This window comes from Shewanella sp. 30m-14, assembly GCF_052977125.1.
In genome coordinates, this window is the sequence record NZ_JBRILW010000012.1 from 101,864 (window position 1) to 127,996 (window position 26,133).

Below are 26,133 nucleotides of genomic sequence, written 5' to 3' on the forward strand. Positions count from 1 at the left end.
TTTCTGCGTTCACCTGTCAAAGTATTAGGTACTTTGTATTTCGTAGGTTGTTATGAGTGTCATCAATGCTTTTCGAGCTATTATTATCTTGCTTCCACTGCTATGTGGTTCCGCCTTTGCGCTAGAGCAGCCCATAGTGGTGTCTTTTGCGGACCAACCTATCGTTAAGTTTAATCAAAAACTTGAGATCGCCCAGCACCAAAAACGCAGCTGGAGCACGCAACCAGAATCGATTTCGGCTCACTATGCAGGGACTAACTTCCTGCTCGCTAAAGTTAAACAATACCAGGGCAAAGTGGTGACGTATAACGTCAGCGCGGCAAAAGGCGAACACCCTAAGATGTTATTGATTATTTCGATGGAAAAACACAAAGATAAATGGGTTTTAGATGCGGCAAGGTTAACTTGGCAATGTAAAAACGGCCTGCATTTTGGCACAGACCGCTGTTCACAGAACCATTAACGACAAGTTAATGGTTTTAGCTTTTTAAACAGGGGCACACTATCTAAACATGTTTATAGGTTTCGCAGCGCAGCCCTCTGATTTAATGCTTCTACACCAGAGTGATTTTAGCAAACTTACGCTTGCCCACTTGGAATACCGCTGAGGTACCGGCATTAAGTTGAAGACGAGTATCTTCAATCTTATCGCCATCAATCTTAGCTGCACCTTGCTTAATCATCCGCATTGCATCAGAAGTCGAGCTGACAAGCCCAGCTTCTTTTAGCAAGTTAGCAATCGCAATACCGTCACCAGCAGCAATCTCTAACTCTTCGATATCATCAGGGATATTGCCTTTTTGGAAGCGACTAATAAACTCTTGATGCGCAGCTTCAGCTGCCGCTTCGTCGTGGAAGCGTGCAATGATCTCTTTAGCCAGTGCAATCTTCACATCACGTGGGTTAGCACCCGCTTCTACGTCTGCTTTAAACTGCTCAATCTCAGTCAACGGACGGAAAGACAGTAGCTCAAAGTAGCGCCACATCAACACGTCTGAAATCGACATGATCTTACCGAACATCTCACCTGCAGGCTCGCTCACACCAATATAGTTGTGTGCTGACTTAGACATCTTCTTAACGCCGTCTAAACCTTCAAGCAGTGGCATCATGATCACAGTCTGTGGCTTTTGACCCGCAGATTTTTGTAATTCACGGCCCATCAGCAGGTTAAACTTCTGATCAGTACCACCGAGCTCAACATCAGCCTCTAGTGCAACCGAGTCATAACCCTGTAGCAATGGATACATGAATTCGTGGATCGCAATTGACTGACCTGAACCATAACGCTTTTTAAAGTCGTCACGTTCCATCATGCGGGCAACCGTTTGCTGTGAAGCAAGACGGATCATACCGGCAGCACCAAGCGGCTCTAACCAAGTAGAGTTAAACTCGATACGGGTTTTAGCTGGATCTAAGATCTTATAAACCTGTTGCTTATAAGTCTCAGCATTGGCAAGCACTTGCTCACGGGTTAATGGTGGGCGAGTGCTGTTCTTACCACTTGGGTCACCGACCATACCAGTGAAGTCACCAATCAAAAAGATCACTTCATGACCTAGCTCTTGGAAGGTACGCATCTTGTTCAAAATAACCGTGTGGCCAAGATGAATATCAGGAGCGGTTGGGTCGGCACCGAGTTTAATTTTTAACGGGCGACCTTCTTTCAACTTCTCCAGTAGATCCGCTTCGAGTAATATCTCGTCGGTGCCACGTTTTATTTCTGCTAATGCTTGCTCTAAATCAGCCATATCGGCGCTTACTCCTGGGAGCCTAATCAAAAAAATATGGGCACTCATGTTACTTGTTAGCAAGCACAAATGAAAGTGTGTACACTAAAGGGATCAATAAGAAAGAGTGAATTTGGTATCAAGGTCAATGGGAAAGGTTATAACTTTATTTAAATTACTGCCAAAATTACATCAAATGCTCTTGTGCGGTTTAGTTTTTGTCACGCTAATCATTATTTTTTTGCCGTCCGATGATGTGCAAGCGTCCAAGCAAACGCCATCAGCAAATGGCGAATATGACGTTAATACCCGTTATGACGTGCCGCTGGCTTTTAGAAAACCAACACCACCATCGGCAGCGATGAGCGAGTCGACCCCGACTGAGCGCAATAACACCCGTATAGCCACTCACATAGAGAACGGTCTCGAACAAACCAATAAGCAGCCACTCGCTCAAGCGTCTGAGAAGCCCCTTGCTGCCATTGCTGTTACGCCAACATTAAACGAAAAACGTTTCCAAGTTAAAAGTGGCGATACTCTAGCAGCACTGTTTACTCGTGCAGGCTTAACGGCAAAAGATGTTTATGATGTCACCCAGCTCCCTAAAGCTAAAAAAAATCTACTGAAAATCATGCCTGGCGATAATTTAGTTATTGCTAAAAGTGAAGACGGCAAACTGGTTCAACTTAGGTATCATCTCGACAAAATCACCACCCTAATCGTTGATAATGCCCCAAGCGGTTATCAAGAGCACATTGTCACTAAAAAGGTTGAAGCGCGCTCTAAATTTGCCAGTGCGACCATTGAGAATAACTTCTGGAATGCAGGAGTTAACGCAGGACTGACGCCAAATCAAATCATGCAGCTAGCCACCATTTTCGGCTGGGATGTCGATTTTGCCTTAGATCTTCGTAAAGGCGATCAGTTTGCGATGATCTTTGAAGAAGAGTATGCCGATGGCGAGTTCTTAAAAAACGGTAATATTCTGGCGGCCGAATTTACCAACCAAGGCGATCGCTATACCGCGGTTAGGTATAAAGACGGTACCTACTACTCAGAAGAGGGCCGCAGCATGCGTAAAGCCTTCTTGCGCTCCCCGGTGGACTTTAAATATGTCAGCTCAAGCTTCAACCCCCGTAGACTGCATCCAGTAACGGGCCAGGTTAAGGCCCACCGAGGTGTTGATTACGTTGCCGCTGTTGGAACTCCGATTAAAGCGGCGGGTAACGGCCGAGTTATTAAGTCTAGTTATAATAAATACAATGGTAACTATGTGTTTATTAAGCATAACGATACCTATACCACCAAGTATCTTCATCTGACCAAGCGTAATGTAAAAACCGGACAATCAGTTAAGCAGGGGCAGATTATTGGTACCCTTGGCTCCACAGGCCGGGTAACAGGCCCACATCTTCACTATGAATTTATCGTTAACGGCGTTCACCGCAATCCTCGCACCATTAAGTTGCCTAAATCTGAGCCTATCGCAAAGAAAGAAAAGGCCCAATTTGCTACGCTTAGTAAGACAATGATGGCAGAGCTTGAACATAACAAACAGGTACAGATTGCAGCGCATTAGCGCTGCTGTTCTCTTTAACACTGCCAGCGTTTTTTCGTTGCTGGCAACAAGTACCCATTAGGTTTATAGGTCCAATACGATGAATAACAGTTATTACATAGGCTTGATGTCGGGCACCAGTATGGACGGCGTTGATGCGGTTCTAGTGAACTTTGACCATGACCAGCCAAGCCTTATTGCAACTCATACAGAAGAGTTACCCCGTGCTTTACTCAGTAGCCTACAAAAGCTTTGCCTACCGGGTAACGATGAAATAAACCGCCTTGGTCACCTCGACCGCACGATGGGAAAACTATTCGCCAAGGCCGTCAATGCATTGCTTGAAAAAGCCAACGTCGATAAGTCGCAGGTCATTGCCATCGGTAGCCATGGGCAAACCGTACGCCACATGCCTAATCTTGAAATGGGCTTCACCCTACAGATCGCCGATCCTAATACTATTGCTGTTGAAACTGGCATAAATGTGATTGCTGACTTTAGGCGTAAAGATGTGGCTCTTGGTGGCCAGGGGGCACCTTTAGTGCCCGCTTTTCATCAACACGTGTTTGCTAGCCCAAACCACCCACGCATTATCCTCAATATCGGCGGCATTGCTAATGTGACGTTCTTGCCGGGTAACACTCAAGATGTCACCGGTTTTGATACAGGCCCGGGTAATGGCTTAAGTGATGCCTGGATCCAGCATCAGCTTGGACAACCCTTTGATAAAGATGGCGAGTGGGCAAAGTCAGGAACCACGGATCAACAGATGCTGCAGCATCTACTGTCACACCCCTACTTTGCGCTTGCAGCGCCTAAAAGTACCGGGCGAGAGCTATTTAACCAAGCCTGGGCCGAACAGCAATTATCTGAATTTGGTCATTTAACTGAAGCCGATATTCAATCTACCCTGCTTGATTTAACCTGTTACAGCATCGCCAATGACGCTTTATTGTTATCAGATAATGCTGAGCTCTATGTCTGTGGCGGCGGAGCCTATAATTGCGAGTTAATGCACCGCTTACGCAAGCTGCTCCCCAATTACAAGGTGGTCACGACCGCAGAGCTAGGTATGGACCCACAATGGGTTGAAGCCATTGCTTTTGCTTGGCTGGCGATGAGACACCACAATGGTTTACCGGGCAACTTACCTGCGGTGACCGGCGCCTCTAGAGAAGCAATACTAGGCTCTTTCCACCCTGCAGATTAATCTATTATCCTATAAAGTTAGCGAATAGAATTAGTCTATACAATTAGCCAGTACGCTCATCTGTACTGGCTATCCTTACTGCAAAAAAACGACTTAATGTTATTTTTAATCTGCCTGCAATTCAATTTAATACAGTAACTTATGCTGTAGCTTTATCACATCACGCTTGTAGTTTTGCGATAAGGTCATCAGCAAGCTGTTATTACTGCTGATATAAGTCATCGCTCCTGAGCGTGGAATACTGCCCGATGGTAACTTCAAAATAGGCGTGATAAGCCCAGTATTGAATCGCCAAAAATTAATGAGCTGAAATCCACTACGACTCTTTCTAAAATAAACCCCTTTATCGGTTGCGACCCAGTTATAGCCTTCTCCGAAATGATTGGCACTGATCAGCTCGTTTAACTCACCAGGATTTGTCAGCGACAGCATCCACAGGCCGTTTTTACCAAGCTGGGTAAAGACTAATTTATCTTCTGCTATCATCTTGCCTAAACGCATATCGATTGGGCTTATCACCTGAGGTAAACGGTTATCAAGATAGAACTCAGTGATGCCATCTTTACTGCTTGCCAGCACCATATCATCATTCCAGCCCCAACTTGGACGGTTATGATCAAGGTACGGCGTCGCAAGAATGCTGATATTAGAGGTATTCATATCTAACACATGAATTTTATTGCCCTCATTTTTATCATCCGGTGCTAAAAAGGCCACCTTAGTGCCATCATGGGACCAGCTTGGATAAGCCACGCGGCGCTTAAGGTCAGTATGCTGACGCCTTTGCTGACCTGTTGCATCACTGCTCCAGATCTCATTAAACCCAGTTTCGTTGGACACATAGACAATTCGCTTAGTGACCGAGGAGTAATCTGGATTTCGATAGCTGTATTCAACTTGTAACAGTGGAAAGGTTGCTGTGGGAATCGATTGTTCTAGTGCAAACGAAGCCACCTGATAGTCGCGCATATAGTTGGAGTAGACCAGCTCATCACTATGAGGGATTGAGCGCGGGTAGCTCATACCTTCCACATCTAACGGCAAGATCTGTTTATTATCAATGCCCACTATATAGCCATTTCTGACCCCTGAATTTTCTGTGCTAAAAATCAGGCGCTCACTATCTTGATGCCAACTCAGGCCACGAATATCTTCCAAGCCATAAGTTAAGCGTTGCTCCTCGCCTGTTTGGGTATGTAGTATAAAGATATCTTCCGAAATGTTACCAAATCGGCGCGCAACAGCGAGCCAACTGCCATCGGGACTAAAGGCCACATCTCGGTCTCGGTAGCTGCAATTCTCAGTACAAGATAAGCGTTTAGGCTCTTCGCCTTGGGTGAGTAGAGACAACTCATAAAGACCCGAACCAAATCCCTCTCCCCCGTCCCAGATATACACTAGGCGACCACCGTCTGGAGCAATATCGATAGCCGAACTATAGGTGTAACAATCACCGAGTTTACGAGCTTCATTACTGTCTAAGTCAAGCTGAGTCAAATAACACTTATCCTCACTGCGATGCTCTGAACCATAATACAGCGCGCTGCCAGTAGCACTCCAAACAGCTCTAATTTCTGCTGTTTTTGTTGAAGTCAGTCGTTTTGGCGTTTCGGTAGGATTTTGCAGATCTTTAAGATAAAGGCTGGCGTATTTGTTATTACCACGACTGCCATACACTAGCCAACGACCATCGGGGGAAACCGCAGGGTAAAGCTCAGATCCCGCAGCAGAGGTTAAATTTTGCTTAACTGTCGGCACGTATCGAATACTGTCTTGATATAAATGATAGCCCCAAGATATTGCTATTAAAGCTAAAACTAGCCCACCAGCAAATGCCAAGCTTTGATTAAACTGGGTTAAACGGCTAATCTTCAATTGAGCCTGTAAAAACAGGTCTGGCTCATCGACTAAGTCAGCATCGCTAAACTGGGGCTCAAGCAACAAACGGTAGCCCATCTTACGTACAGTCTCGATAACTTGCTCACTATCACTGCTTTGAACACTGCCTTGATTAAGCTGTTTTCGTAGATGCCAGATAGCATTAGTTAATGCTTTACTGCCAACATAGCTATTACCTTCCCAAATATTGTCTATTAGCTCTTCTCGAGTAACCACTTTAGGGTATTGCCGGGCAAGATAGCTTAATACTTCAATGAATTTTGGCTGAATGGAGACTTTGTTTGAAGGTTCGTCAGTCAATGCAGCATCAAAAAAATTAAGACTGTTATCGCTAGGGTTAACCTCACAAAGTCCTAATCTAAAAATGGCCTCTTTTTTTATTTCTCTCATTAATACTCCTGCTACCGCTCATATTTCTGTCATCCACAATCTCAAACCTGACCTAAAACTCACATCTATTCAACATAGATATTGCGTTAACAACAGCACCAAAATACACGCTAAGCCAGTGAAAGTAAAAACAATAGAGATTAAATAGACATATAAACAACAAATAAACGACCCAACATCGATTGCCGTTCACTTACAAATTAATTACAAATGATTACAGTTGATAACCAGCAGTAGATAAATTGGAAAATCGACAGTATTCATCCCTGGAATGACGCGTTTAAATCATCTGAGATTTTTACAAAAAATGATTAACGTGTTTGGGAAAATTATAAAAATAAGGACTGCAATCAATGAAATCGAAGATGAAACCTAAGATGAAACTTTCAGCATTAAGCCTGGCCATCAGTATGGCCGCGCTAACACCATCAACTTTATTCGCGGCTGAAGCCGCAGATAAGAAAGCAGCAGATCAAGAGATGGAAAAAATTGAGGTGACAGGCTCACGTATTAAACGTGCCGACTTCGAAGGTGTCCTGCCTGTTACTGTTATTACAGCCGACGACATTGCCAACAGCGGTCTTAACTCTATTTCAGAAGTACTGCAATCATCTGTCGCTAACACGGGTGGTTCACTTAATGGTGAGAGCGATGGTTTCACAGACAGTGCTAGCTCAGTTAACCTACGTGGTATGGGCGCCAACAGAACCTTGGTTCTTATCAATAGCCGCCGTCAAGCCTCTTTCCCAAGCGCTGCAGGTGGCACCTCAAACTTTGTTGATGTATCAGACATTCCTACAGCAGCAGTAGAACGCATCGAAATTCTAACCGGTGGTGCATCGGCAATTTATGGTTCAGATGCCGTTGGTGGTGTAGTCAATATTATTCTGAAAAAAGAGTACGAAGGCGCGAAAGTTTCAGCTAAATATAATGATCCAACTCAAGGCGGTGGTGAGCAACTCGATCTGTCTTACCTGCAGGGCTTTAATACCGATAAGAGCCAGACGCTATTAATTCTTGAATACAAGAAAGTAGAGTCAATTCAAACCTACCAACGTGATGATCTTTACAGCCCAGCTTACTATGAAGATGAAGACGGTGACCTTCGCTGGGGCGCTGGCCCATATGGTGACGCTTCAGCATCTAGCTGGGCTTCATGGGTTCGTGACTACGGTAAAGTGTATACCAGCGACAAATATAGCCCTGTCGATGAAGCACAATGCACCAACCTATTTGGTGATAAAGGCATCTACACTCCAGCGGGTTCTTACGATTGTTACTATGACAAATATGCTGACCGCGGCCTGCAATCTGCTTATGACCGCGTAAACTTAGTTTTAAACTCTACTTACGACTTAAATGATGATTGGCAGCTTTACGGCATGATCAACGCATCATACAAAGAAGCCACCAAGTACAAAGATGAAAAAGGTTTCGGTGCATACATATATGAAGACGAAGCCACTGGTGCAATGAGCTACGACAAGTACGAATTTGACGATTACAACAAATTCCAGATGCGTCGCCGTATGGAGGAGTTTGACGGTCCACGTACTTACGATACCCAAAATACTAAGGCATCGGTCTCATTTGGCGCTGACGGTAATATTGGTGATTATGAGTTAGATATCTCCTGGTCAAGCAGCTACAACAAGTACGAGAAGCAAAATCATCATATGGTGAAAGCGGATGCACTGCTAGACATTGTCACTTTCGACCCAAATGACACAGATGCTGCTAAGTGGTACCCAAATAATCAGCTTACGACCGAGCAAGCGAATATGCTTATTGGTGATTCGACTAAAAATTCAGACTCTAGTATGCACCAGTTCCAGGCAGTGTTTGCCGGAGACTTAATGGAGTTACCGGCCGGAACCGCAGGCTTTGCAACTACAGCCGAGTGGGCACGTGAAAGCTATGAAGATACCCTAGATGAAGTGACTTCAAGCGGCGGTTATATCGGTATGGGTGGTACCGGTGGTAAGGGCGACCGTGACCGCGTCGCTGTAGCGGGTGAGTTACAGATCCCACTACTGGCTAATATGCCGGGGGTTAGGTCTCTAGACCTTTCTGCAGCACTGCGATACGACCAATATTTAGATGATTCAGATGTAGGCGGCGCAACCACGCCACAAGTAGGCCTATCATACCGTCCGATTGATGAAGTCATGGTTCGTGCTAACTGGGGTAAGAGCTTTAGAGCGCCAGATATGCACCGCCTTTACGCGGGCCGCACTATCGGTTTCGGTGGTACTGAATACCCACACCCAACTATTCCTGATGAAATTTACGAAGATGATTACATCTCACTCAGTGAAGGTAACTTGAATCTTGAAGAAGAAAAGGGTGAGTTCTGGAACCTTGGTGTGGTCGCTAATATTACCGACAACGCAGACATCACGGTTGACTGGTGGAACATCAAGCTTGATGGCGCGGTAAAAACGATCTCAACCGATGAGATGTTAGCTGATGAAGCGCAGTATAAACAAACAGGTAATTACACTAGTTGTGACCAAATGGATGTTGTCGGTTACCTAACAGAATACGATGATGATGGTATCGAAAACATCGCTTGTATGCGTAAAGGCCCAATCAACAGTGCATATGAAGCGTCTGAAGGTATTGATACTAGCTTCAATTATCGGTTCCCTGAAACGGTCGCTGGTGAGTTTAAATTTAAGCTAGCAGCCTCTTACTTAATTAAGAAAGAGTACCAAGAGCGCGTCGATAGTGAAATTGAAGAGCAAACTGAGACCGATTACTTCCCTAAATGGAAAGGTAATGCGAGCCTAAGTTGGAATTATGAAGACTTTAGCGCAACGGTTGCTTACTACTACACTGGTGAAGCACAAGGCGTCGATCTGTTCGAGTACCTGGATGAAAACGGTGACGATGTTGAGTCAATGGAAACTGACACCTTAGATGCTTATCAAATCGTCAACATTACCTTGAGCTACGACGCACCTTGGAGAGGTCGATTCACGGCAGGTGTTAAAAACCTAACCGATGAAATGCCACCTTTGTACGATGAGCGTAACGACAAGCATAATGACTGGCCTTTCTATGAAGATGACAACAGCAGCTACTCAAACGTTGGCCGTAGTCTGTTTATTGGTTATTCACAGAAGTTTTAATCTCGTAGATATATAAACAAGTAGTTACCCAAACGACTTGAAGTTGTGTCTTCAGGTTGTTTGGACGTAAATCTCCCTTTTATGACGAGAAATAAGCGCCCAATGTTGGGCGCTTATCTTTATCGCCACGAACATCGTCACTATCCCTATTATCAGGAGATAAGAATGTCTCTAAACCCGCTCTTAATGAATGCCCTGATAGCCATTTGCAGCCTGCTATTATTCAGTTCAAATGCGTTGAGCAATAGCTATCAATTACCGAGTCAGGCACTGCAAAATGTGGTTGAGCAAACTAAAAATGTAAGTACTCGCTTATCTCAAGACAAACAATGGCTGGCGGTACTGACCCCAAGAAAACATTTATCAATTCAAGCACTGTCGCGCAGCGAGCGAAAACTCGCAGGCCTTAGAGTGTCTACGGCTCAACTCACACCTAGCCGAGTTAAATATAGCTATATCGCTATATCGCTTATCAATATTGCTAAGCAAGGCGCCGCAATAAAACCTATTAAGATTCATTTACCCAAGGGGATGCAAGCTGCCAGTGTGAACTTTTCGCCAGATAGCCGCTACTTAAGCTACATTGGCCTTACTCAAGCCGGCGCGAATATCTATGTTTACGACATCAAAAATGGCCACAGCCACAAACTAACGAGTCAGCGCCTCAATGCCACTTTAGGGCTTAAGTACATCTGGCAAAATGACAGTAAGGGAGTGTTTACTAACTTAGCTGTCACAGCCTCCTTGTTAGAATCAGAACACACGCCTATCGCGCCCAACATAAGCGAAACCTCTGGGCAAAAAGCGCCTCGTAGAACCTATCAAGATCTATTGCAAAACCCTCAGGATGAGGCAGAGTTCTCAGCATTAACCACCAGCCAACTGAGTTTTATCGCCCTTGATGGCAAGATCACTCCAATCGGCAAACCCGCCATCAATATTAGCTATAGCTTGTCGCCTGATGATCAATACCTGATCGTGAAGCGGATTTCTGCACCTTTCTCCTATATGGTGAAATATTACGATTTTGCGCAAACGGTTGAGCTGTTTAATCGCGCAGGAGAACAACTGCAAACCCTTGCCAAATTAGAGAGCAGTGAATATCGACCACCGGGCAGTGACTCAGTGCGAAAAGGGCTACGCATGATCCATTGGCGCAGCGATAAACCCAGCAGTCTCGCCTTTGTTAAAGCCTTAGATAAAGGTGATAGCCGCATAAAAACCGCTTATCGTGATGAGCTGCTGCAGCTTGAGGCGCCCTTTACTCAACCAGCAATAGCATTAACTAAAACGCCATGGCGCATAAGTAAGATACAGTGGGCAGAGCAAAACATGGCACTTATCACAGAGCGCCAATCAGATAAAAAACAGATGCGAGTAAGTCTTTTAGATACCTCAAAAGCCAGTGATAACTCACTCGCGCTTTGGTACCAAAAGGCAATTCGCGACACTTATAAAGACCCAGGCCAATTGTATCGACAGACTGCAAAACTCAATGGTCAAAGCTTAGGCCGAGTTATCAAGCTGCATAATAACGGACTGCTACATTATGGTTTAGGGGCATCCCCTGAGGGTTACCAGCCATTTTTAAAGTCATCCCCCCTCGTTATTGATAAAACATCATTGGCAATCAATGATTCAACAACGCTGTGGCAGTCATCACCTCTACAGCTAGAAAGCATCAAATATATTGTCAACCTCAAACCACTAACACTTATCATTAGCAGGCAAACCGCTGATACGCCGTCCCACCTAGTAATGCTTAATGTCGACTCGGGGCGCGAGCAGCTACTGTACCAAAATCAAAATAAACTAAACGCCTACCAAGGCATGAGCAGGCAACTGATTAATTACCATCGTGAAGACGGCCTCCCCTTATCTGGCGTACTTTATCTCCCTGCTGGCTATAGCAAAGATGACGGTCCTTTGCCGGTACTCATGTGGGCTTACCCACGTGAATACAAAAATGCAGAGGTCGCCAGCCAGATCAACTACTCGCCCAATCAATATAACCAGATTAGCCCTAAAGGCCCAGTGCCTTTCGTGGCTAAGGGTTTTGCGGTTTTCGATAAGGTTGCCATGCCGATAGTCGGTGAGGGGAATGAAAAACCTAATGACAGTTTCCGTCATCAATTAGTCGCCAACGCTAGCGCCGCCATTGATACCTTGGTCGAGATGGGAGTAGCTGACAGAGAACGGGTGGCTATCGGCGGACACTCTTACGGCGCCTTTATGGTCGCAAACCTGCTTGCGCATTCAGATTTATTTGCTGCTGGTATCGCTCGAAGTGGTGCCTATAATCGCACCTTAACGCCATTTGGCTTTCAACATGAGAAACGTAATTTCTGGGAAGCCCCTAGCCTATATCAACAAATATCACCTTTTACCCATGCAGATAAAATCGATGAACCACTGCTATTGATGCATGGTGAAATGGACTCAAACTCTGGCACCTACCCAATGCAATCGGCAAGACTATTTAAAGCGATCAGAGGACTCGGTGGCCAAGCACGATTAGTGACTCTGCCTTATGAAAGTCATAGTTATAAGGCCAAGGAGTCGATCATGCACATGCTTTGGGAGCAAGAGAGTTGGCTTGAGCAACACCTTAAAACAACCGAGCTTGTCAGGGGCAGTGAAGCCTTTAACAAGGCCAAGCCCGCTCCAACACACGTTACGTTTCATTAAGCCACCCGAGTTTGACTCATTTGTAGTTACTGACTCAAACACGGACTCACGATAAAGATAGGGTTAATTGCTCGGCTTATTAAGCCGAGCAGCCCATACCGATTGGCTAATAAACAAACCCTTGTTAACCACTCAAAGTCTTGCTGTCTATCAAGGCGTTGAGTGGGACTTCAATGCAGCAATATATTTAGCCACGTCTTCTCTTTTTTAGGATAAGCAGACTATGACTTGTTTAGATACCGCTCTACGAATATCGGCAATTTGTTCAAGCGTCATTTATGGCGCCCTGTTTAGTTCAGTCACAATGGCACAAACCGATGACCCATTTGCTCCTGTCATAGCCGCAGAGTACTTACCCAAGAATATTATCTACCTGATTGGTGATGGTATGGGACCTGCGTATACCACAGCCTACCGTTACTATAACGACAACCCTCAAACCCAAAGAGTCGAGAAGACTATTTTCGACCAACTGTTAGTTGGCATGTCGAGCACTTATCCTGACGATGACACTGTTGTCACCGACTCTGCAGCGGCTGCGACGGCGCTCGCAACCAGCTACAAAACCTACAACGGTGCGATTTCGGTTGACCAGCAACACAGCCATTTCCCTACTCTGCTAGAAATGGCAAAATCCCAAGGGAAAACCACTGCGGTAGTGGTCACCTCGCAAATTAATCACGCCACTCCAGCAAGTTTTCTCGCTCATAATGAAAGCCGCCGTAACTACGACCAGATAGCCGACAGTTACTTGAGTAACCTTATAGATAAATGGCCCGTGGCCGATCTTATGCTCGGTGGAGGTACGCAATACTTTGTACGTGATGACAAAGATCTCACCCAAGAGTTTCAAGAGTACGGCTACCAATACATAGACAAACTCAGCGACTTAAATAGCATCGAAGGCTTACCTGCCTTAGGCTTATTTGCACCAAAAGGCTTACCTGCCGCCATTGAAAGTGAAGATCCGCTGAGACTCACAACCATGACACGTAAAGCCTTAAGCCTTTTGTCCGCAAAAGGTGCCCCGTTTGTCATGATGGTTGAGGCAAGCCAAATAGATTGGTGTGGTCACAGTAACGATATCGCCTGCGCGATGAATGAAATGGATGACTTTGCCAACACACTAAGCCTGGTTAAACGCTATGTCGATAATCACCCAGATACTTTATTGGTCGCGACAGCGGACCATTCTACAGGCGGCCTGACATTAGGCACCGACGGCACCTATCAATGGAAAGGCCAATTGCTGCATCAAGTACATAGCTTACCAAGCACGATGGCCAAACTCATCATTGCCAGCCCCGATGTATTAAATGACTTAGCCGCATTTAGCACGTTTTTACGACCCCATATCAGTATTGCTATCGAAGATAAAAAAATAGACGGGCTAAGAAAAAAGCTTAACTCTCGCTTATCTCACCACAAGCATGAAAAGCAAATAACTGACGACCTTAAACAAGCAATTGATAAGCTGACCTATACTGGATGGACAACAGGGGGCCACGACGCCATCGATGTACCCATTTACGCTTACGGTAAAGGCGCACTGTACTTTAGAGGCCATAAAGACAATACCGAAATTGCCGCGACGCTTATTCAGATGGTGCAAGATGAGCGTTACAAGGTTAATTAGTCTGTCTTATCTGCATTATAATGATGAGTCATTGGCATTGTCAGATAATAAAATTCACTTTTTAGCTATTTACTTAACCCTTTATTTAGGACAACTTAAAGTATCAAAGTCTTATTTTAAAAGTCGACAAGCTATTTACAACAAATAGAGTCGGCTTAAAACACAAGGAACAGTTATATGAATATGACTCAAAAAATGACGGCTGAATTCATCGGCACGCTTTGGCTTGTCTTAGGTGGCTGTGGTAGCGCCGTCTTAGCCGCAACTTTCCCCGAAGTGGGTATTGGTTTTCTAGGTGTTGCGTTTGCATTCGGCTTAACAGTGCTGACGATGGCATTTGCCATTGGTCATATTTCGGGATGTCATTTAAACCCCGCGGTCTCTGTTGGACTCTGGGCTGGTGGGCGTTTTCCTGCATCAGAATTACTCCCCTATATTATCGCTCAGGTTGCCGGAGGTATCGTTGGCGCAGGTATTTTGTATCTTATCGCCTCAGGTCAAGATGGCTTTAACCTATCGGCTGGCTTTGCCTCAAACGGCTATGGCGACCGATCACCTGGGGGCTACAGTTTAACCGCGGCACTCATTTGTGAAATCGTGATGACGTTATTTTTCCTACTGATAATTCTTGGCGCTACAGATGCTCGCGCGCCAAAAGGCTTTGCCCCTATTGCTATTGGCTTAGGGCTCACCCTTATCCACCTAATCAGTATCCCGGTTACAAACACCTCGGTAAATCCCGCTCGAAGTACTGCTCCAGCGTTATTTGTTGGCGAAGCCGCACTGTCTCAACTGTGGTTGTTTTGGGTTGCCCCTATAATTGGAGCGATCATCGCTGGCATGATTTACAAAATATTCGATGCTAAAAAATAGCAAGCGCTAAAGAAAACAGAGCCTAAATCGGCTCTGTTTTCTTTTTCAATAGTCAGCTTGGTGCTATTATCCCTTTAATCGGCGCGTTCTCCTTGTTTCAAGGCTCGCCACATTTTAAATAAAGAGATGTAAACCATGAGCAACAAAAACAAAAGCCTAAAGCAAATTACTGAAATGACGCCAGAATCTCGCTATGACTATCTTGTTGAGCAAGCAAAAGAGCACAACACACTGTGGTCATTACAAGATTTAGACGGCTGCGTAATGCTGACTACTGAAGAGGAAGATTGTATTCCGATGTGGCCAACTGAAGAAGCTGCCGCACTTTGGGCTGTTGATGACTGGAAAGATTGCCAGGCGTTATCGATCCCAGTTGATGAGTGGTTAGAGCGTTGGGTTCCTGGTATGCAAGACGACGACCTCTTCGTTGCTATTTTCCCAGTACAAGATGATTTAGGTGTGGTGATCCCACCACACGAGCTTGAAGAGCGTCTAACGCCTAAAAAGCGTCACTAATCATAAGGCCGCTTATGGTAAGCCATTTAGGCTTACCATTTTTACGCTTTTATCTGCTCATAAAACGATAAAGAGAATAAAAAGTGGATACCAAACCCCCTGCACGCTCTATCGCTGATTCAGCAACACAATCAGCAACACAATCAGCAACACAATGCGATATTAGCTCAACCACAGACTCCCCCCCTGCGACGCAAAGTGGACTATCTGCAACAAAAGTCGCCATGCCCAAACGCCTCATTGCCCTACTCATATTTTTTGTGATGATCTCCGTGAGCGGGTTAATAGCAAAACAAGGCGTACTGTTTTGTATCCTGACCTTATTTATAGTGTTAGCCATCATAGGTAAGCAAAAAGCGGGACTTATCATGCTTAGGGTCTACACCTCATTGCAGCTCGCCGTTGTCAGCATACTACCTCTTGTGCTTTACGATCCTGACAACCTCGCAGCATCAGGACCATCAAGCTTTGCCATTGGCAGCTTCAAGGCACAGCTCCCAGACTGGCTGATATTTGGCATACTCATTTTATTAGCGATTGTGCAGGTATGGATTGCATTTACAACTAAGGTGGGACGCTACTTTAATCGAGAGATGAACCTCAACATTATGCGTTAACGCGACTTACAGATATAAAAATTACAGATATGAAAAAGCCGTCATTAGACGGCTTCTTTATATCTCGAGCTTCTACTCAATCAATTAGATTAAACAGAAAAACTCGCGCCACAACCACATGTGGTGGTCGCGTTTGGATTCTTAACAAAGAAGCGAGAACCTTCAAGGCCTGAAGTGTAATCCACTTCACCACCAACAAGATATTGCAGGCTCATTGGATCGACAACCAACTGAACACCTTGCTTCTCGACTGTAAAGTCACCGTCGTTTACTTTCTCATCGAACGTAAAGCCATACTGGAAACCAGAGCAACCGCCACCTGTTACGTATACACGTAGCTTAAGTGCGTCATTTTCTTCCTCTTCTAGCAAGGTTTTTACTTTTGAAGCCGCCGCATCGGTAAAGCGAATTGGCAAAGCATCTTCAGCTTGTTCAGTCATTACTACCTCTTAGATCTGTTTGCTGTGCAGAATTATCTAATACCTGACCATTTTGTTCAAGTATTATGCCCTGTTCTTTTTCATCCACAAGTAAATCTTGTGCATTATACTCTTGTTCCGTTTGTGAACCTTTGGTCCAACGGCTCGCAGGCACGATGACTTTGGCCTTCACTCTAGACAAGCTAAAGCCTTCAGGCAATGTAAATTCCCCTTCTAATACCTGAAAATACCTAAATTTGAATTTAAACGAGGCATCAGTCAAATCCGACAATTTTAGGGTAAGGGTTTTACCGTCTTGTAAGCCGATTAACGTCACTTCACTGCGACCCGATAACGAGCGCTTACGCTTCTCTAACTGTGTCAGTACCAATTTAATTCGATATTGACGTGGCTCAAGGCTTGGCTCGATCTCTAATGCATTAATCGCGACACCGTCAGCGATATTTTCCGGCGCCATCACACTACGATAAAATGCCAGTTCACGCTCCAGCTCATTTTGTTTCACATTTTGCTCAACAAACATTGCCTGCATGTTATTGTTAGCTTCACGCTCTAATGCTAGTTCGATATTACGTGCAGCCAAGGTTTGTGCTTGTTGCTGCAATTGCAGAATATACTGCTCTGATTTATCAGCCTTAACCTCAGCTTTAGGCAGGTAGTGCAGTTTTGCAACATCATAACTGAGCGCACCTAAAGCAAAGGACACCAGTAATAAAAGCAGTAAATAAACACTTGAGGGTCTAATTTGTCGTTCAATCACTTGCAAGCGATCGAGCCAACGATGATAATTTGGCATTAAGTAACAGCCCCTTAATAAAAAATCTCACATTTAACTATCAATGTGACAAACATACATTTTGGAAATTTCTGTGCATCAAACAATTGTTAAGAAGCGAGAGCAATTTCAAAAGTACCTACATACCGACCTTAAAGACACGCTGTCGCAAGCTAAGGTCAGTGTACAGTTATGTTTGCTCGCATTGCTATTTGCACTATTTGCGTCCGGCATCATTCTTCTTTTTAGATTATTACTGCTTTGGTGTGACACCTTCACCAAAACTCAGGTGATGAATTTTACGGATATCATCGATGACTGGCGAGTACTATTACCGCTTTTAGGCTCATTTTTAATCTGGGGTGTCGCAAAAATGGGATCTCAGCGTTATAAACGTATGGGCATCGCCTATGTGATCCACAGAGTTAAACTGCATTACGGCAAAATTCCACTGCAGTCTGCCCCTGGTCAATTCTTTCAAGCTCTGTTTGCGCTTGCGACTAATTTCTCTGTCGGTAGAGAAGGTCCTGCTATTCATTTAGGCGCGGTGAGCGCTAGTGTACTCGCCGAAAAATTTAAACTGCCAGACAACAGCGTAAGGGTGATGTGTGCCAGTGGTATAGCAGCAGGTATTGCCGCCATTTTTAACGCGCCTTTGGCCGCTGTCATATTTGTATTTGAAGTGGTGCTCAGAGAATACAAAATCCATTACTTCTTCCCCATTATGCTCTCTGCCATTTGCGGCGCACTCAGCAGCCGACTGGTGTTTGGTGATGTACATGAATTCGAGCAGATTGGCGTAGCAGTGATCCCCTTAAGCCAATATCCACTGCTGGCAGTATTTGGAGTAATACTTGGCTGCATCGCCGCATTTTTCAACGCAAGTCTTCTTAAAGTGACGGCTATCGGACAACACTGGCCGCTAATTAACCGCTTACTGCTTGCTGGAGCTGTCACTACATTAGTCGGTTTAGTACTACCACAAGCGATTGGTAGCGGTGAGCTCGCCATTGCAGAGACCATTAACCAACATCCCAGCATTCTATTTTTAAGTGCGATTTTAATCGGTAAAATCATAGCGACCATTGCCGCTATCGGCCTTGGGATCCCAGGCGGACTGATTGGCCCTCTTTATGGAATTGGCGCACTACTTGGCACCATACTGGCTTTAGTCTGTTCGCTAATGTTCCCAAGTATTGCACCCTATATTGGCCTCTATACTATTATCGGCATGACGGGCATGATGGGCGTCTGTTTAAGTGCGCCACTAGCGGCGCTTGTGGCATTAATAGAGCTGACCAACAACGCCTCAATTATTTTGCCCTCAATGTTTGTGGTGATCCCAGCCTTCTTGATTGCTCATCAAGGCTTTAATACTAAGTCCATTTTTTTTAAGCAGCTTGAAATAATGGGCTTAGGTTATAAAGTCGCACCGGTAAACCTTGGGTTGCAAAAAGTGGGCGTCAGGCACTTAATGGATAAACGCTTCGTCATCGTTTACGACAATCAAGAGCTTTTATTAGAGGTACTTAAGCGCGCCGAAGGCCGCTCTGTATTAGTTCGCAATGCTCAAGGTATTGTAGAAATGTTGCAGCTAGAGCTACAGGTACAAGATGATGCAAGCGCGTTAACGCGTCACCCAATTCAGGGATTACCCGACACCTCAACGCTCAATGAAGTGTATGCGATTCTTTCAAAATACCGACGAGGCGAGGTCTACATCTACCAGCAAGAAAGCGACAATATTGTTGGGGTAATTAACTGGGGATCACTACAAAGAGAGATCCGTTCTGGTCAGGTGTAACCTTGTCCTAAACAGCTAGCTTATCAAGCCCCCTTATTTAGTGTGTAAAGCACAATATTGGACGAATTTACTGAATAACAGCGCCTCTAGACAATGGGCTAAATTCCCGTTAGGGGTTAAATAGTTCTGCATGCATCCTCTCAGCTCTTCATGCCATCAAGGGTTTTGAAACAAGTTACAACCCAAAGACAGCATCTTTAACATATAGGATTTAATCTCACTTTCACCTATGTTCGACAATTAATTGCAGCATATTTACGGCTAATTAATTATCAGTAAAAGAGTAAAAAACACCCCAACAGTTCCAAGCGATGCTACGCAGCCTTTCGACAAAACGCTCAAATATTCTACCGATTACAGATTAAAAACCAATCCCCAGCATCTACAACACCTGAGAACAATAAAGCAGCAACAATCAGCGAACAATTCCCGCCTCTTACACTTTCAGCCAACAATAGAAGTAAAAACCGACATTACGTGTATTTATTCGGCATTTTCACAACTTTTTAGATCTTTTTACAGGCTAAAGCTCACATTTCTCTGTATTTTCACGAACTCAAACGCTTTCTTTTACCAATAGCGACAATGAAGTACTCGAAAGCATTGATATAAAAACGTTGCAAGGTCGTAACCTGGTGCTAGCACCAAGGAGTTATCTGCAAATAAGGTAAGGCGAGTTTACTGGGGCCGCTTAACCAAGAGTAAACAACATCTCCCGATAAGGGCACGCTATGAGTGTAATAAATAATAAATTAGCAGCGCTAGTTGTGCTCTCAGCATCAGTACTTGGCTTTAGCAGTCAAGCCGTTGCAGAGAACTATCAGCAGCTGCTCAACATGTGTATTGCTTGCCACGGAGTCGACGGTAGTAATGAATTCGACTCGATCCCAAATCTAAAGGGACAGAACGCGGCATACATGGTTGGACAACTAAAAAACTTTAAAGCTGACAAACGCCAAGACAAGACGATGAGTAAAGTCGCTAAACTGTTAACCGAAGAACAGATGCAGGCAATGGCAGTTTATTTCAATACAGGTAAGGAACAAGATTAATGGCTATCGATAGACGTAATTTTTTAAAGGGCGCTGCGGCGACCTCAGTAACAGCCATGCTCCCGCTAAACTGGGCTTTTGCATCAAACCGCCCTGCCGGTATTGAGCCGTTAGACGTATCTGCGGTTAAGTGGAAGAATGTTGATGACTTACCAAGCCACTTTAAAGTACTTAACTCAAGCCCACTCAACGCATTCCCACCAGAGCATTTACTTGCGCCAGTTAAAACGCCAGCCGACGTAGCATTTATTCGTTGGAACGGCCAGATGCCAGAGTTCGACAAGATAGATCCTGACACGTGGGAATTCACTGTTGATGGTGAGTCAATCGAAACACCTAAGACCTACACAATTGCTGAGCTTAAAAAGAAGTTCAAGACCCATACTCAACAACTTGTTCTAGAGTGTGGCGGTAACAGCCGTGAGAACTTCTATCCAAACGCTAAGGGTAACCAGTGGAGTAACACTGCGGTATTCTGTGCAGAGTGGACTGGTGTATTAATTAAAGACGTACTTGCTGACTGTGGCGTGAAAAGTGACGCAGTTTATACCGCTCACTATGGCGCAGATAAGCATATCAGCGGTAAAGGCGCAGCCATCTCTCGCGGTGTACCAATCGATGCAGCCATGAATGAAAATGGCATGATTGCATGGGGCATGAACGGCGAAGATATTCCATATATGCACGGTTACCCACTGCGTATCGTATTCGGTGGTCGTCCTGGTTCTGTTTCACAAAAATGTGCTACGGGTATGGGCGTGAGAGATCGCGTTCACGATGGTAAGAAAATGGGCGCACCTGCTTATCAAGTCCCTAAGCACCCTGTTGCACCTGGTGAAAAAGTTGATAACAAAGACTTTAAGATCATTGAAGAGATGATTGTTAAGTCATTGATTACTTCGCCGCAAACTGGTGGTGAAATGTCACTAGGCAAAACGCTTTCAGTAAGCGGTCATGCTTGGGCTGGTATGCGAGATGTCGCTAAAGTTGAAGTCAGTTACGACTACGGCACAACATGGCAAACAGCCGCGTTAACTAAGCCTGTAAACCCTACAGCATGGCAACAGTGGAATATTGACCTTAAGCTTCCACAGACTGGTTACTATGAGATTTGGGCTCGCGCAACGGACACTAAAGGCGATACTCAGCCTATGGTTCAGCCACAGTGGAACCCGAAAGGTTACCTATTTAACGGTTGTCACCGAGTGGCAATAAGGGTCGTATAATGACAAAGACTCTGTTTACGGCAGGCTTGCTTGCCTTAAGTAGCTTAATAGGGGTTCAGGCTGCCGATGCTGTGCCAGTTAAAAGCTACCCAGTAGATCCTGTATCAGGCCTTATCATGGCACCCGGCTGGGAAATGGTGGACCAACAATGTAACGCCTGCCATACCACCTTGATTATTCCGCAGAACAAAGGTAACCGCGAAGTTTGGCGCGATACCATTCAGTGGATGATTGATACCCAAGGCTTGTGGGATCTTTCTGATACATGGGATCCGGTACTCGACTACCTCTCAACTTATTATGATGAGACAGGTATCGATATGAAGATCTTTAGACGTAAGCCATTGGAGGCCGATCAAATGCCACCACTGCCAACATCAAGCAAGGAAGGTTAAGATGCGTAATCGTTTAATTAAACAAGTCTTAGCAACCAGCTTGATATGGGCAACGACAACGGTAGCCACTGTTCAGGCCGAGACAGATACATCCTTTAAAGATACCCTTGCATTGCAAGGACTCAAGCTTGAGTCAAGCGCACTGAACTATAAAGCGGATGCGAGCAAGGGTGAAGCGCTGGCTAGCCAACGCTGTATCGCTTGTCATGGTGATGCCATGCTTGGCATGATGAAGACCTATCCCGATCTTAAAGGTCAAAAAGCGGCTTACCTATTCAAGCAGTTAGTTGACTTTAAGCGTGGCGATCGCACGGATCCCTTAATGCAAGGGCAAGCAGGCATGCTTTCAGAAACTGAAATGAAAGATATTGCTTACTACTACTCGACGCAAACCGCCTCGGATTTAAGTCAGTAGCCTTAAGCGGTTGTTGCAATGAGCCACTAAAAAGCCCAGATAATACGATTATCTGGGCTTTTTATTAATACGCACTCAGTTAAAAACAGTTGGATATGATTAGTACTATCCAGCGGCTGCTTGCACTCTAGCGGCTGCTCTACTTCGTCTCCCAATTAGCAGAAAAAGCATAAAAGCTTATTTACCCTCACCTACATCACATTGCTGATACTTAACAACTAACTATTAGCTGAAACCCAGCTAAAAGCTGGTACGTTTAATCTATCAATCAGATAGTTACGCAGTAACCCCCTGCTTAAACCATCAGTTGATATTTTCAGTGATCGTTACTTGGAAGTTTACATCTAGTTAACAATGGAGGACGATAGCATTTAGATCGACTAAATTAACATTGGTGACTAATCCAAAATTTTCAACATAAAGGAGTGCGTATGCTTAAGAAGCCTCAAACACTTATCGCCCTTGCCGTGTTAGCCGCTTTATTGATTCTTTATGCAGCCAACTCCCAATTTAATCCTGAAAGCGGTATCGAAACGGTGACTAAACAACAAATGGATCCCCCCTTAGCCGATAAGCCATTAGCCACAGTTTCACAATCAGAAAAAGTCGTGTCACCGAGCGCGATACAAACTCCTGAAACATCAACTTCTGAAATACAAAACAAGAAAACCGTTGCTGCCGATCTTGCGACTGCAACAGGCTCTAGCGAAACCCAAACCAGCTTTACCAAAGTATCAGACAACCGACCGAAGAAAATGCCTAAAGACGTTGTAATCAACTCGCTAGATGAGTTAAGCGACTTATTTGATTCACTTAATTACAACACTCAAAGCTGGAGAGAAGGCAATAGGGAGGTACCTAGACTCACCTTTGAGTCAGTAAGAAAAGGTTGGGAAGAAACCACAAATAAAATCCCAGTACAACAGAAGAAAATGGTGTTTTTCCGCTTGCTTGCGCCGCTTATTCTCGTCGCAAATGAAAACATTTTATTAGAGCGCCGCCTGATTGAATCCGCTCCTTTAAATGATGCAGTGTTACAAAAAATTGCATTCAAATACAAGATAGTCAAAGACGAAGACACCCCGCTCACCGAACAGCAAAGGCAAACACTTCTAGAAGAGGTCGATATTATGCCGCCCTCATTAGTGTTAGCACAGGCTGCAGAGGAAAGCGGTTGGGCCACATCACGGTTTACAGTTGAAGGTAATGCCTTTTTTGGACAATGGGACTTCAGTGGCAAGGGGATGGTGCCCAAGCAGCAGCGTAAAGAGTTAGGGAATTACGGCTTGGCGCGTTTCGACACCCCACTGGCTTCGGTAGAAGGTTATATGCTCAACCTCAACACTAACAATGCCTATAAAAAGCTCAGAGAATTACGCGCTGGTTTACGCGCTGACAATAAACCGATCACAGGCTTAGAGCTTGCTGGAACCTTAGATAAATACTCAGAGCGAGGCCAAGCTTATATTGATGGAATCCGTCAGATGATCCGCTATAACAAGTTAGATCAAGTCGATGAAGCTTATTTAAGCGATGCCGCTCCACTCCACCTTATCTCTCGACCAGAGTAAATACATTCCAGGCAAGACAGCCCATAAACAAAAAGCCGTAAACAGTTCGTTTACGGCTTTTTCATTCACCTAAGAGCAAAGCGATTTAAATTCAGGCTTGGCTTTTACGTAAATAAGGCATTAACAGCAGCATAATACCGACGAGCAGGAATGGAATACTCAAAAGCTGACCAGCACTAAATGTCCACGTATCAGCATAGACCGCTTGCTTGACCTTAACCATCTCAATCAGGAAGCGTGAGCTAAACACTAATACTAAGAATAAGCCAAAGATGGCGCCATGCTTCTGCTTCATATCGGTCAGTTTATAAACTGCCCACAACAGAGCAAAAATAGACAGATAAGCTATCGCTTCATAAAGCTGCGCAGGATGGCGCGGCAACATATCGACACGTTCAAACACGATTGCCCAAGGCACAGTGCTTGGTAATCCCAAAATTTCAGAGTTTACAAAGTTTGCCATACGGACAAAGAAGCCAAAAATCGCTGTCGCGATGGCAAGGCGATCGAGTAAGAATAAGAAAGGTAACTTAACCTGACGCTGATAATAATACAGGGCTAAAATTGCCCCTAAACCGCCACCATGACTGGCAAGGCCTCCTTCCCAAATCGCCAATATTTTTAAGGGGTGACTAAAATAATAGGCTGGATCGTAGAACAAACAGTGAGCTAAGCGCGCGCCAACGATAATGCCAACAACACAATACATCAGCAAGTTGTCTAACGACTCTACGGGTAAGTTCTCTTTAATGTAGATACGCTTCATCACCTGAAAGCCAGACGCTATCGCAAGTGCAAATAAAATGCCGTACCAATGTACTTTTAACCCCATAAAGCTTATTGCTACGGGGTCTATATTCCAAATAAAGTGGTCCAAACTAAGCCTTCCAAATCAGTTGTTTTAAATCGAAAATATGATAACTCATGCGCAGTTTTACGCGTCAGCAAGCCTTTTGGCAAGGCTTAAGCAAAATTTGCCGCAACAGAATGTTTCTGCCCATCAACTAATTGCTATAAACGAACTAAATTAATCAGTCGTTCTGCGTTTGCTATATTTATCTGTCAATTAGATTCTGCTATAGTGCCGCCTCAGCCACCCTACATAAATTTGGGCAAATAGCATTGCTATTTACGCCCCTCAGAAATTGGAAATATAGGCTGATGACTCAGTTTCAAGGTTCGCACATTCTGTCGGTAAACCAATTAGATTTGGAAGCCGTTGAAAACGTTTTCTCCGTTGCTACTCGTATGACTCCCTACGCTTTAAGACAAAAACGTACCACGGTTTTAGATGGTGCTGTTTTAGGCAACCTATTTTTCGAACCGAGCACCCGTACTCGCGTCAGCTTTGCTAGTGCCTTTAGCCTACTTGGTGGCAGAGTGAATGAAACTGTCGGTATGGGCTCCTCCTCACTATCAAAGGGCGAGTCGCTATACGATACAGCTCGAGTACTCTCAAGCTACTCCGATGTGATTGCTATGCGTCACCCAGACTCTTTCTCTGTTAGCGAATTTGCTAAAGGTAGTCGCGTCCCCGTCATTAATGGTGGTGACGGCTCAAACGAGCATCCAACTCAAGCACTACTGGATCTATTTACCATTCAAAAAGAGTTAGCTGCTGGCGGCCGTGATATTAGTGGCATGAATATCGCTATGGTCGGCGATTTGAAATTTGGCCGCACGGTTCACTCACTTTCTCGCCTGTTATGTATGTATAAAGATGTCAGCTTCACACTCGTATCACCAAAAGAGCTAGCAATGCCTGACTCTGTGATCAATGACATTGCAAATGCTGGCCATAAGATCACAATAACAGACCAACTTGAAGGCAATTTAGATCGCGCTGATATACTCTATCTTACGCGTATTCAAGAAGAACGCTTCCCTTCTCAAGAAGAGGCGAATAAATACCGTGGCAAGTTCCGTTTAAACCAAAGTATTTATACACAACATTGCAAATCAAACACGGTGATCATGCATCCATTGCCACGAGACTCTCGTGAGCAAGCAAATGAATTGGATAACGATCTTAACGACCATCCAAATCTGGCTATCTTTAGACAAGCCGATAATGGTCTGCTGATCCGCATGGCACTGTTTGCACTGACGTTAGGTGTTGATACTCAACTTGAGCAATACGAACGTCCAGTTAATTGGTATTCACGAAAAGCTGATGTATAAATCGGCTATAGACTTTTAAGGAT

Annotated in this window: 21 protein-coding genes; 16 read left to right on the forward strand and 5 right to left on the reverse strand. The window is 44.7% G+C overall.

What is annotated here, in order from left to right:
- The first annotated feature begins 52 nt into the window (after window positions 1–52).
- Complete coding sequence (locus ACVBIU_RS10880) at window positions 53–463, forward strand: hypothetical protein (protein ID WP_447163735.1); 411 nt, start codon at window positions 53–55, stop codon at window positions 461–463.
- Window positions 464–554: 91 nt separating this feature from the next.
- Here the strand turns inward: ACVBIU_RS10880 and tyrS are convergent, their stop codons facing one another.
- Complete coding sequence (gene tyrS, locus ACVBIU_RS10885) at window positions 555–1,751, reverse strand: tyrosine--tRNA ligase (protein WP_447160384.1); 1,197 nt, start codon at window positions 1,749–1,751, stop codon at window positions 555–557.
- Between the two features lie 127 nt (window positions 1,752–1,878).
- On the opposite strand from tyrS, the gene ACVBIU_RS10890 reads away from it, so the two are divergent.
- On the forward strand, window positions 1,879–3,309 hold the full coding sequence (locus tag ACVBIU_RS10890) for a peptidoglycan DD-metalloendopeptidase family protein (RefSeq protein ID WP_447160383.1): 1,431 nt from the start codon (window positions 1,879–1,881) through the stop codon (window positions 3,307–3,309).
- Window positions 3,310–3,388: 79 nt separating this feature from the next.
- Window positions 3,389–4,498 (forward strand): anhydro-N-acetylmuramic acid kinase, encoded by a 1,110-nt coding sequence (locus tag ACVBIU_RS10895; RefSeq protein ID WP_447160382.1) that lies wholly within the window; start codon window positions 3,389–3,391, stop codon window positions 4,496–4,498.
- A gap of 126 nt (window positions 4,499–4,624) precedes the next feature.
- Here ACVBIU_RS10895 and ACVBIU_RS10900 read toward each other — a convergent pair whose 3' ends face one another.
- On the reverse strand, window positions 4,625–6,787 hold the full coding sequence (locus tag ACVBIU_RS10900; protein WP_447163736.1) for a winged helix-turn-helix domain-containing protein: 2,163 nt from the start codon (window positions 6,785–6,787) through the stop codon (window positions 4,625–4,627).
- 353 nt (window positions 6,788–7,140) lie between these two features.
- Between ACVBIU_RS10900 and ACVBIU_RS10905 the strand changes: the two genes are divergently transcribed.
- From ACVBIU_RS10905 to ACVBIU_RS10930, 6 genes are all read left to right on the forward strand, one after another.
- A complete protein-coding gene (locus tag ACVBIU_RS10905; protein ID WP_447163737.1) occupies window positions 7,141–9,921 on the forward strand; it encodes a TonB-dependent receptor domain-containing protein in 2,781 nt (926 codons plus the stop codon).
- Window positions 9,922–10,086: 165 nt separating this feature from the next.
- Window positions 10,087–12,609, forward strand: coding sequence for a prolyl oligopeptidase family serine peptidase (locus ACVBIU_RS10910; RefSeq protein ID WP_447160379.1), 2,523 nt, complete (start codon window positions 10,087–10,089; stop codon window positions 12,607–12,609).
- 304 nt (window positions 12,610–12,913) lie between these two features.
- A complete protein-coding gene (locus ACVBIU_RS10915) occupies window positions 12,914–14,245 on the forward strand; it encodes an alkaline phosphatase (protein WP_447163749.1) in 1,332 nt (443 codons plus the stop codon).
- A 177-nt stretch (window positions 14,246–14,422) separates the two neighbouring features.
- Window positions 14,423–15,118, forward strand: a complete 696-nt coding sequence (gene aqpZ / locus ACVBIU_RS10920; protein ID WP_447160378.1) for an aquaporin Z — start codon at window positions 14,423–14,425, stop codon at window positions 15,116–15,118.
- A 135-nt stretch (window positions 15,119–15,253) separates the two neighbouring features.
- The gene (locus ACVBIU_RS10925; RefSeq protein WP_447163738.1) at window positions 15,254–15,634 is read left to right on the forward strand and encodes a DUF2750 domain-containing protein; all 381 of its coding nucleotides are present in this window, start codon (window positions 15,254–15,256) and stop codon (window positions 15,632–15,634) included.
- An 83-nt stretch (window positions 15,635–15,717) separates the two neighbouring features.
- Complete coding sequence (locus ACVBIU_RS10930) at window positions 15,718–16,251, forward strand: hypothetical protein (protein ID WP_447163739.1); 534 nt, start codon at window positions 15,718–15,720, stop codon at window positions 16,249–16,251.
- 89 nt (window positions 16,252–16,340) lie between these two features.
- On the opposite strand, the gene erpA is transcribed toward ACVBIU_RS10930, so the two are convergent.
- Together erpA and ACVBIU_RS10940 are read right to left on the reverse strand one after the other, a co-directional pair.
- A complete protein-coding gene (gene erpA / locus ACVBIU_RS10935) occupies window positions 16,341–16,691 on the reverse strand; it encodes an iron-sulfur cluster insertion protein ErpA (protein ID WP_447160375.1) in 351 nt (116 codons plus the stop codon).
- Entirely contained in the window at window positions 16,684–17,487 is an 804-nt protein-coding gene (locus tag ACVBIU_RS10940) for a DUF6776 family protein (protein ID WP_447163740.1), read from the reverse strand. Before ACVBIU_RS10940 ends, erpA begins: the two co-directional genes overlap by 8 nt.
- Window positions 17,488–17,548: 61 nt before the next feature.
- On the opposite strand from ACVBIU_RS10940, the gene ACVBIU_RS10945 reads away from it, so the two are divergent.
- The 6 genes from ACVBIU_RS10945 to ACVBIU_RS10970 all read left to right on the forward strand — a co-directional run bounded on the left by ACVBIU_RS10945 (window position 17,549) and on the right by ACVBIU_RS10970 (window position 23,929).
- Complete coding sequence (locus ACVBIU_RS10945; RefSeq protein ID WP_447160373.1) at window positions 17,549–19,270, forward strand: chloride channel protein; 1,722 nt, start codon at window positions 17,549–17,551, stop codon at window positions 19,268–19,270.
- Window positions 19,271–20,001: 731 nt separating this feature from the next.
- Window positions 20,002–20,322, forward strand: a complete 321-nt coding sequence (locus ACVBIU_RS10950) for a c-type cytochrome (RefSeq protein WP_447163741.1) — start codon at window positions 20,002–20,004, stop codon at window positions 20,320–20,322.
- On the forward strand, window positions 20,322–21,548 hold the full coding sequence (locus ACVBIU_RS10955) for a molybdopterin-dependent oxidoreductase (protein WP_447163742.1): 1,227 nt from the start codon (window positions 20,322–20,324) through the stop codon (window positions 21,546–21,548). The genes ACVBIU_RS10950 and ACVBIU_RS10955 overlap by 1 nt, the downstream gene beginning before the upstream one ends.
- Window positions 21,548–21,943 carry a cytochrome C gene (locus ACVBIU_RS10960; protein WP_447160370.1) on the forward strand — a complete coding sequence of 132 codons (396 nt, stop codon included), beginning with the start codon at window positions 21,548–21,550 and terminating at the stop codon, window positions 21,941–21,943. The genes ACVBIU_RS10955 and ACVBIU_RS10960 overlap by 1 nt, the downstream gene beginning before the upstream one ends.
- A gap of 1 nt (window position 21,944) precedes the next feature.
- Window positions 21,945–22,358, forward strand: coding sequence for a c-type cytochrome (locus ACVBIU_RS10965; RefSeq protein WP_447160369.1), 414 nt, complete (start codon window positions 21,945–21,947; stop codon window positions 22,356–22,358).
- A gap of 431 nt (window positions 22,359–22,789) precedes the next feature.
- The gene (locus tag ACVBIU_RS10970; RefSeq protein WP_447160368.1) at window positions 22,790–23,929 is read left to right on the forward strand and encodes a glucosaminidase domain-containing protein; all 1,140 of its coding nucleotides are present in this window, start codon (window positions 22,790–22,792) and stop codon (window positions 23,927–23,929) included.
- A 91-nt stretch (window positions 23,930–24,020) separates the two neighbouring features.
- On the opposite strand, the gene lgt is transcribed toward ACVBIU_RS10970, so the two are convergent.
- Window positions 24,021–24,806 (reverse strand): prolipoprotein diacylglyceryl transferase, encoded by a 786-nt coding sequence (gene lgt / locus ACVBIU_RS10975; RefSeq protein WP_447160367.1) that lies wholly within the window; start codon window positions 24,804–24,806, stop codon window positions 24,021–24,023.
- 284 nt (window positions 24,807–25,090) lie between these two features.
- On the opposite strand from lgt, the gene ACVBIU_RS10980 reads away from it, so the two are divergent.
- Window positions 25,091–26,110: an aspartate carbamoyltransferase gene (locus ACVBIU_RS10980; protein ID WP_447160366.1), complete on the forward strand. Its 1,020-nt coding sequence runs from the start codon at window positions 25,091–25,093 to the stop codon at window positions 26,108–26,110.
- The last annotated feature ends 23 nt before the right edge of the window (window positions 26,111–26,133 follow it).

Bases quoted from the DNA above. Each gene is read 5' to 3' on its own strand.
- ACVBIU_RS10880 (WP_447163735.1), top strand. From the start codon at position 53: ATGAGTGTCATCAATGCTTTTCGAGCTATTATTATCTTGCTTCCACTG.
- tyrS (WP_447160384.1), bottom strand. From the start codon at position 1,751: ATGGCTGATTTAGAGCAAGCATTAGCAGAAATAAAACGTGGCACCGAC.
- ACVBIU_RS10890 (WP_447160383.1), top strand. From the start codon at position 1,879: ATGGGAAAGGTTATAACTTTATTTAAATTACTGCCAAAATTACATCAA.
- ACVBIU_RS10895 (WP_447160382.1), top strand. From the start codon at position 3,389: ATGAATAACAGTTATTACATAGGCTTGATGTCGGGCACCAGTATGGAC.
- ACVBIU_RS10900 (WP_447163736.1), bottom strand. From the start codon at position 6,787: ATGAGAGAAATAAAAAAAGAGGCCATTTTTAGATTAGGACTTTGTGAG.
- ACVBIU_RS10905 (WP_447163737.1), top strand. From the start codon at position 7,141: ATGAAATCGAAGATGAAACCTAAGATGAAACTTTCAGCATTAAGCCTG.
- ACVBIU_RS10910 (WP_447160379.1), top strand. From the start codon at position 10,087: ATGTCTCTAAACCCGCTCTTAATGAATGCCCTGATAGCCATTTGCAGC.
- ACVBIU_RS10915 (WP_447163749.1), top strand. From the start codon at position 12,914: ATGGCACAAACCGATGACCCATTTGCTCCTGTCATAGCCGCAGAGTAC.
- aqpZ (WP_447160378.1), top strand. From the start codon at position 14,423: ATGAATATGACTCAAAAAATGACGGCTGAATTCATCGGCACGCTTTGG.
- ACVBIU_RS10925 (WP_447163738.1), top strand. From the start codon at position 15,254: ATGAGCAACAAAAACAAAAGCCTAAAGCAAATTACTGAAATGACGCCA.
- erpA (WP_447160375.1), bottom strand. From the start codon at position 16,691: ATGACTGAACAAGCTGAAGATGCTTTGCCAATTCGCTTTACCGATGCG.
- ACVBIU_RS10940 (WP_447163740.1), bottom strand. From the start codon at position 17,487: ATGCCAAATTATCATCGTTGGCTCGATCGCTTGCAAGTGATTGAACGA.
- ACVBIU_RS10950 (WP_447163741.1), top strand. From the start codon at position 20,002: ATGAGTGTAATAAATAATAAATTAGCAGCGCTAGTTGTGCTCTCAGCA.
- ACVBIU_RS10955 (WP_447163742.1), top strand. From the start codon at position 20,322: ATGGCTATCGATAGACGTAATTTTTTAAAGGGCGCTGCGGCGACCTCA.
- ACVBIU_RS10960 (WP_447160370.1), top strand. From the start codon at position 21,548: ATGACAAAGACTCTGTTTACGGCAGGCTTGCTTGCCTTAAGTAGCTTA.
- ACVBIU_RS10965 (WP_447160369.1), top strand. From the start codon at position 21,945: ATGCGTAATCGTTTAATTAAACAAGTCTTAGCAACCAGCTTGATATGG.
- ACVBIU_RS10970 (WP_447160368.1), top strand. From the start codon at position 22,790: ATGCTTAAGAAGCCTCAAACACTTATCGCCCTTGCCGTGTTAGCCGCT.
- ACVBIU_RS10980 (WP_447160366.1), top strand. From the start codon at position 25,091: ATGACTCAGTTTCAAGGTTCGCACATTCTGTCGGTAAACCAATTAGAT.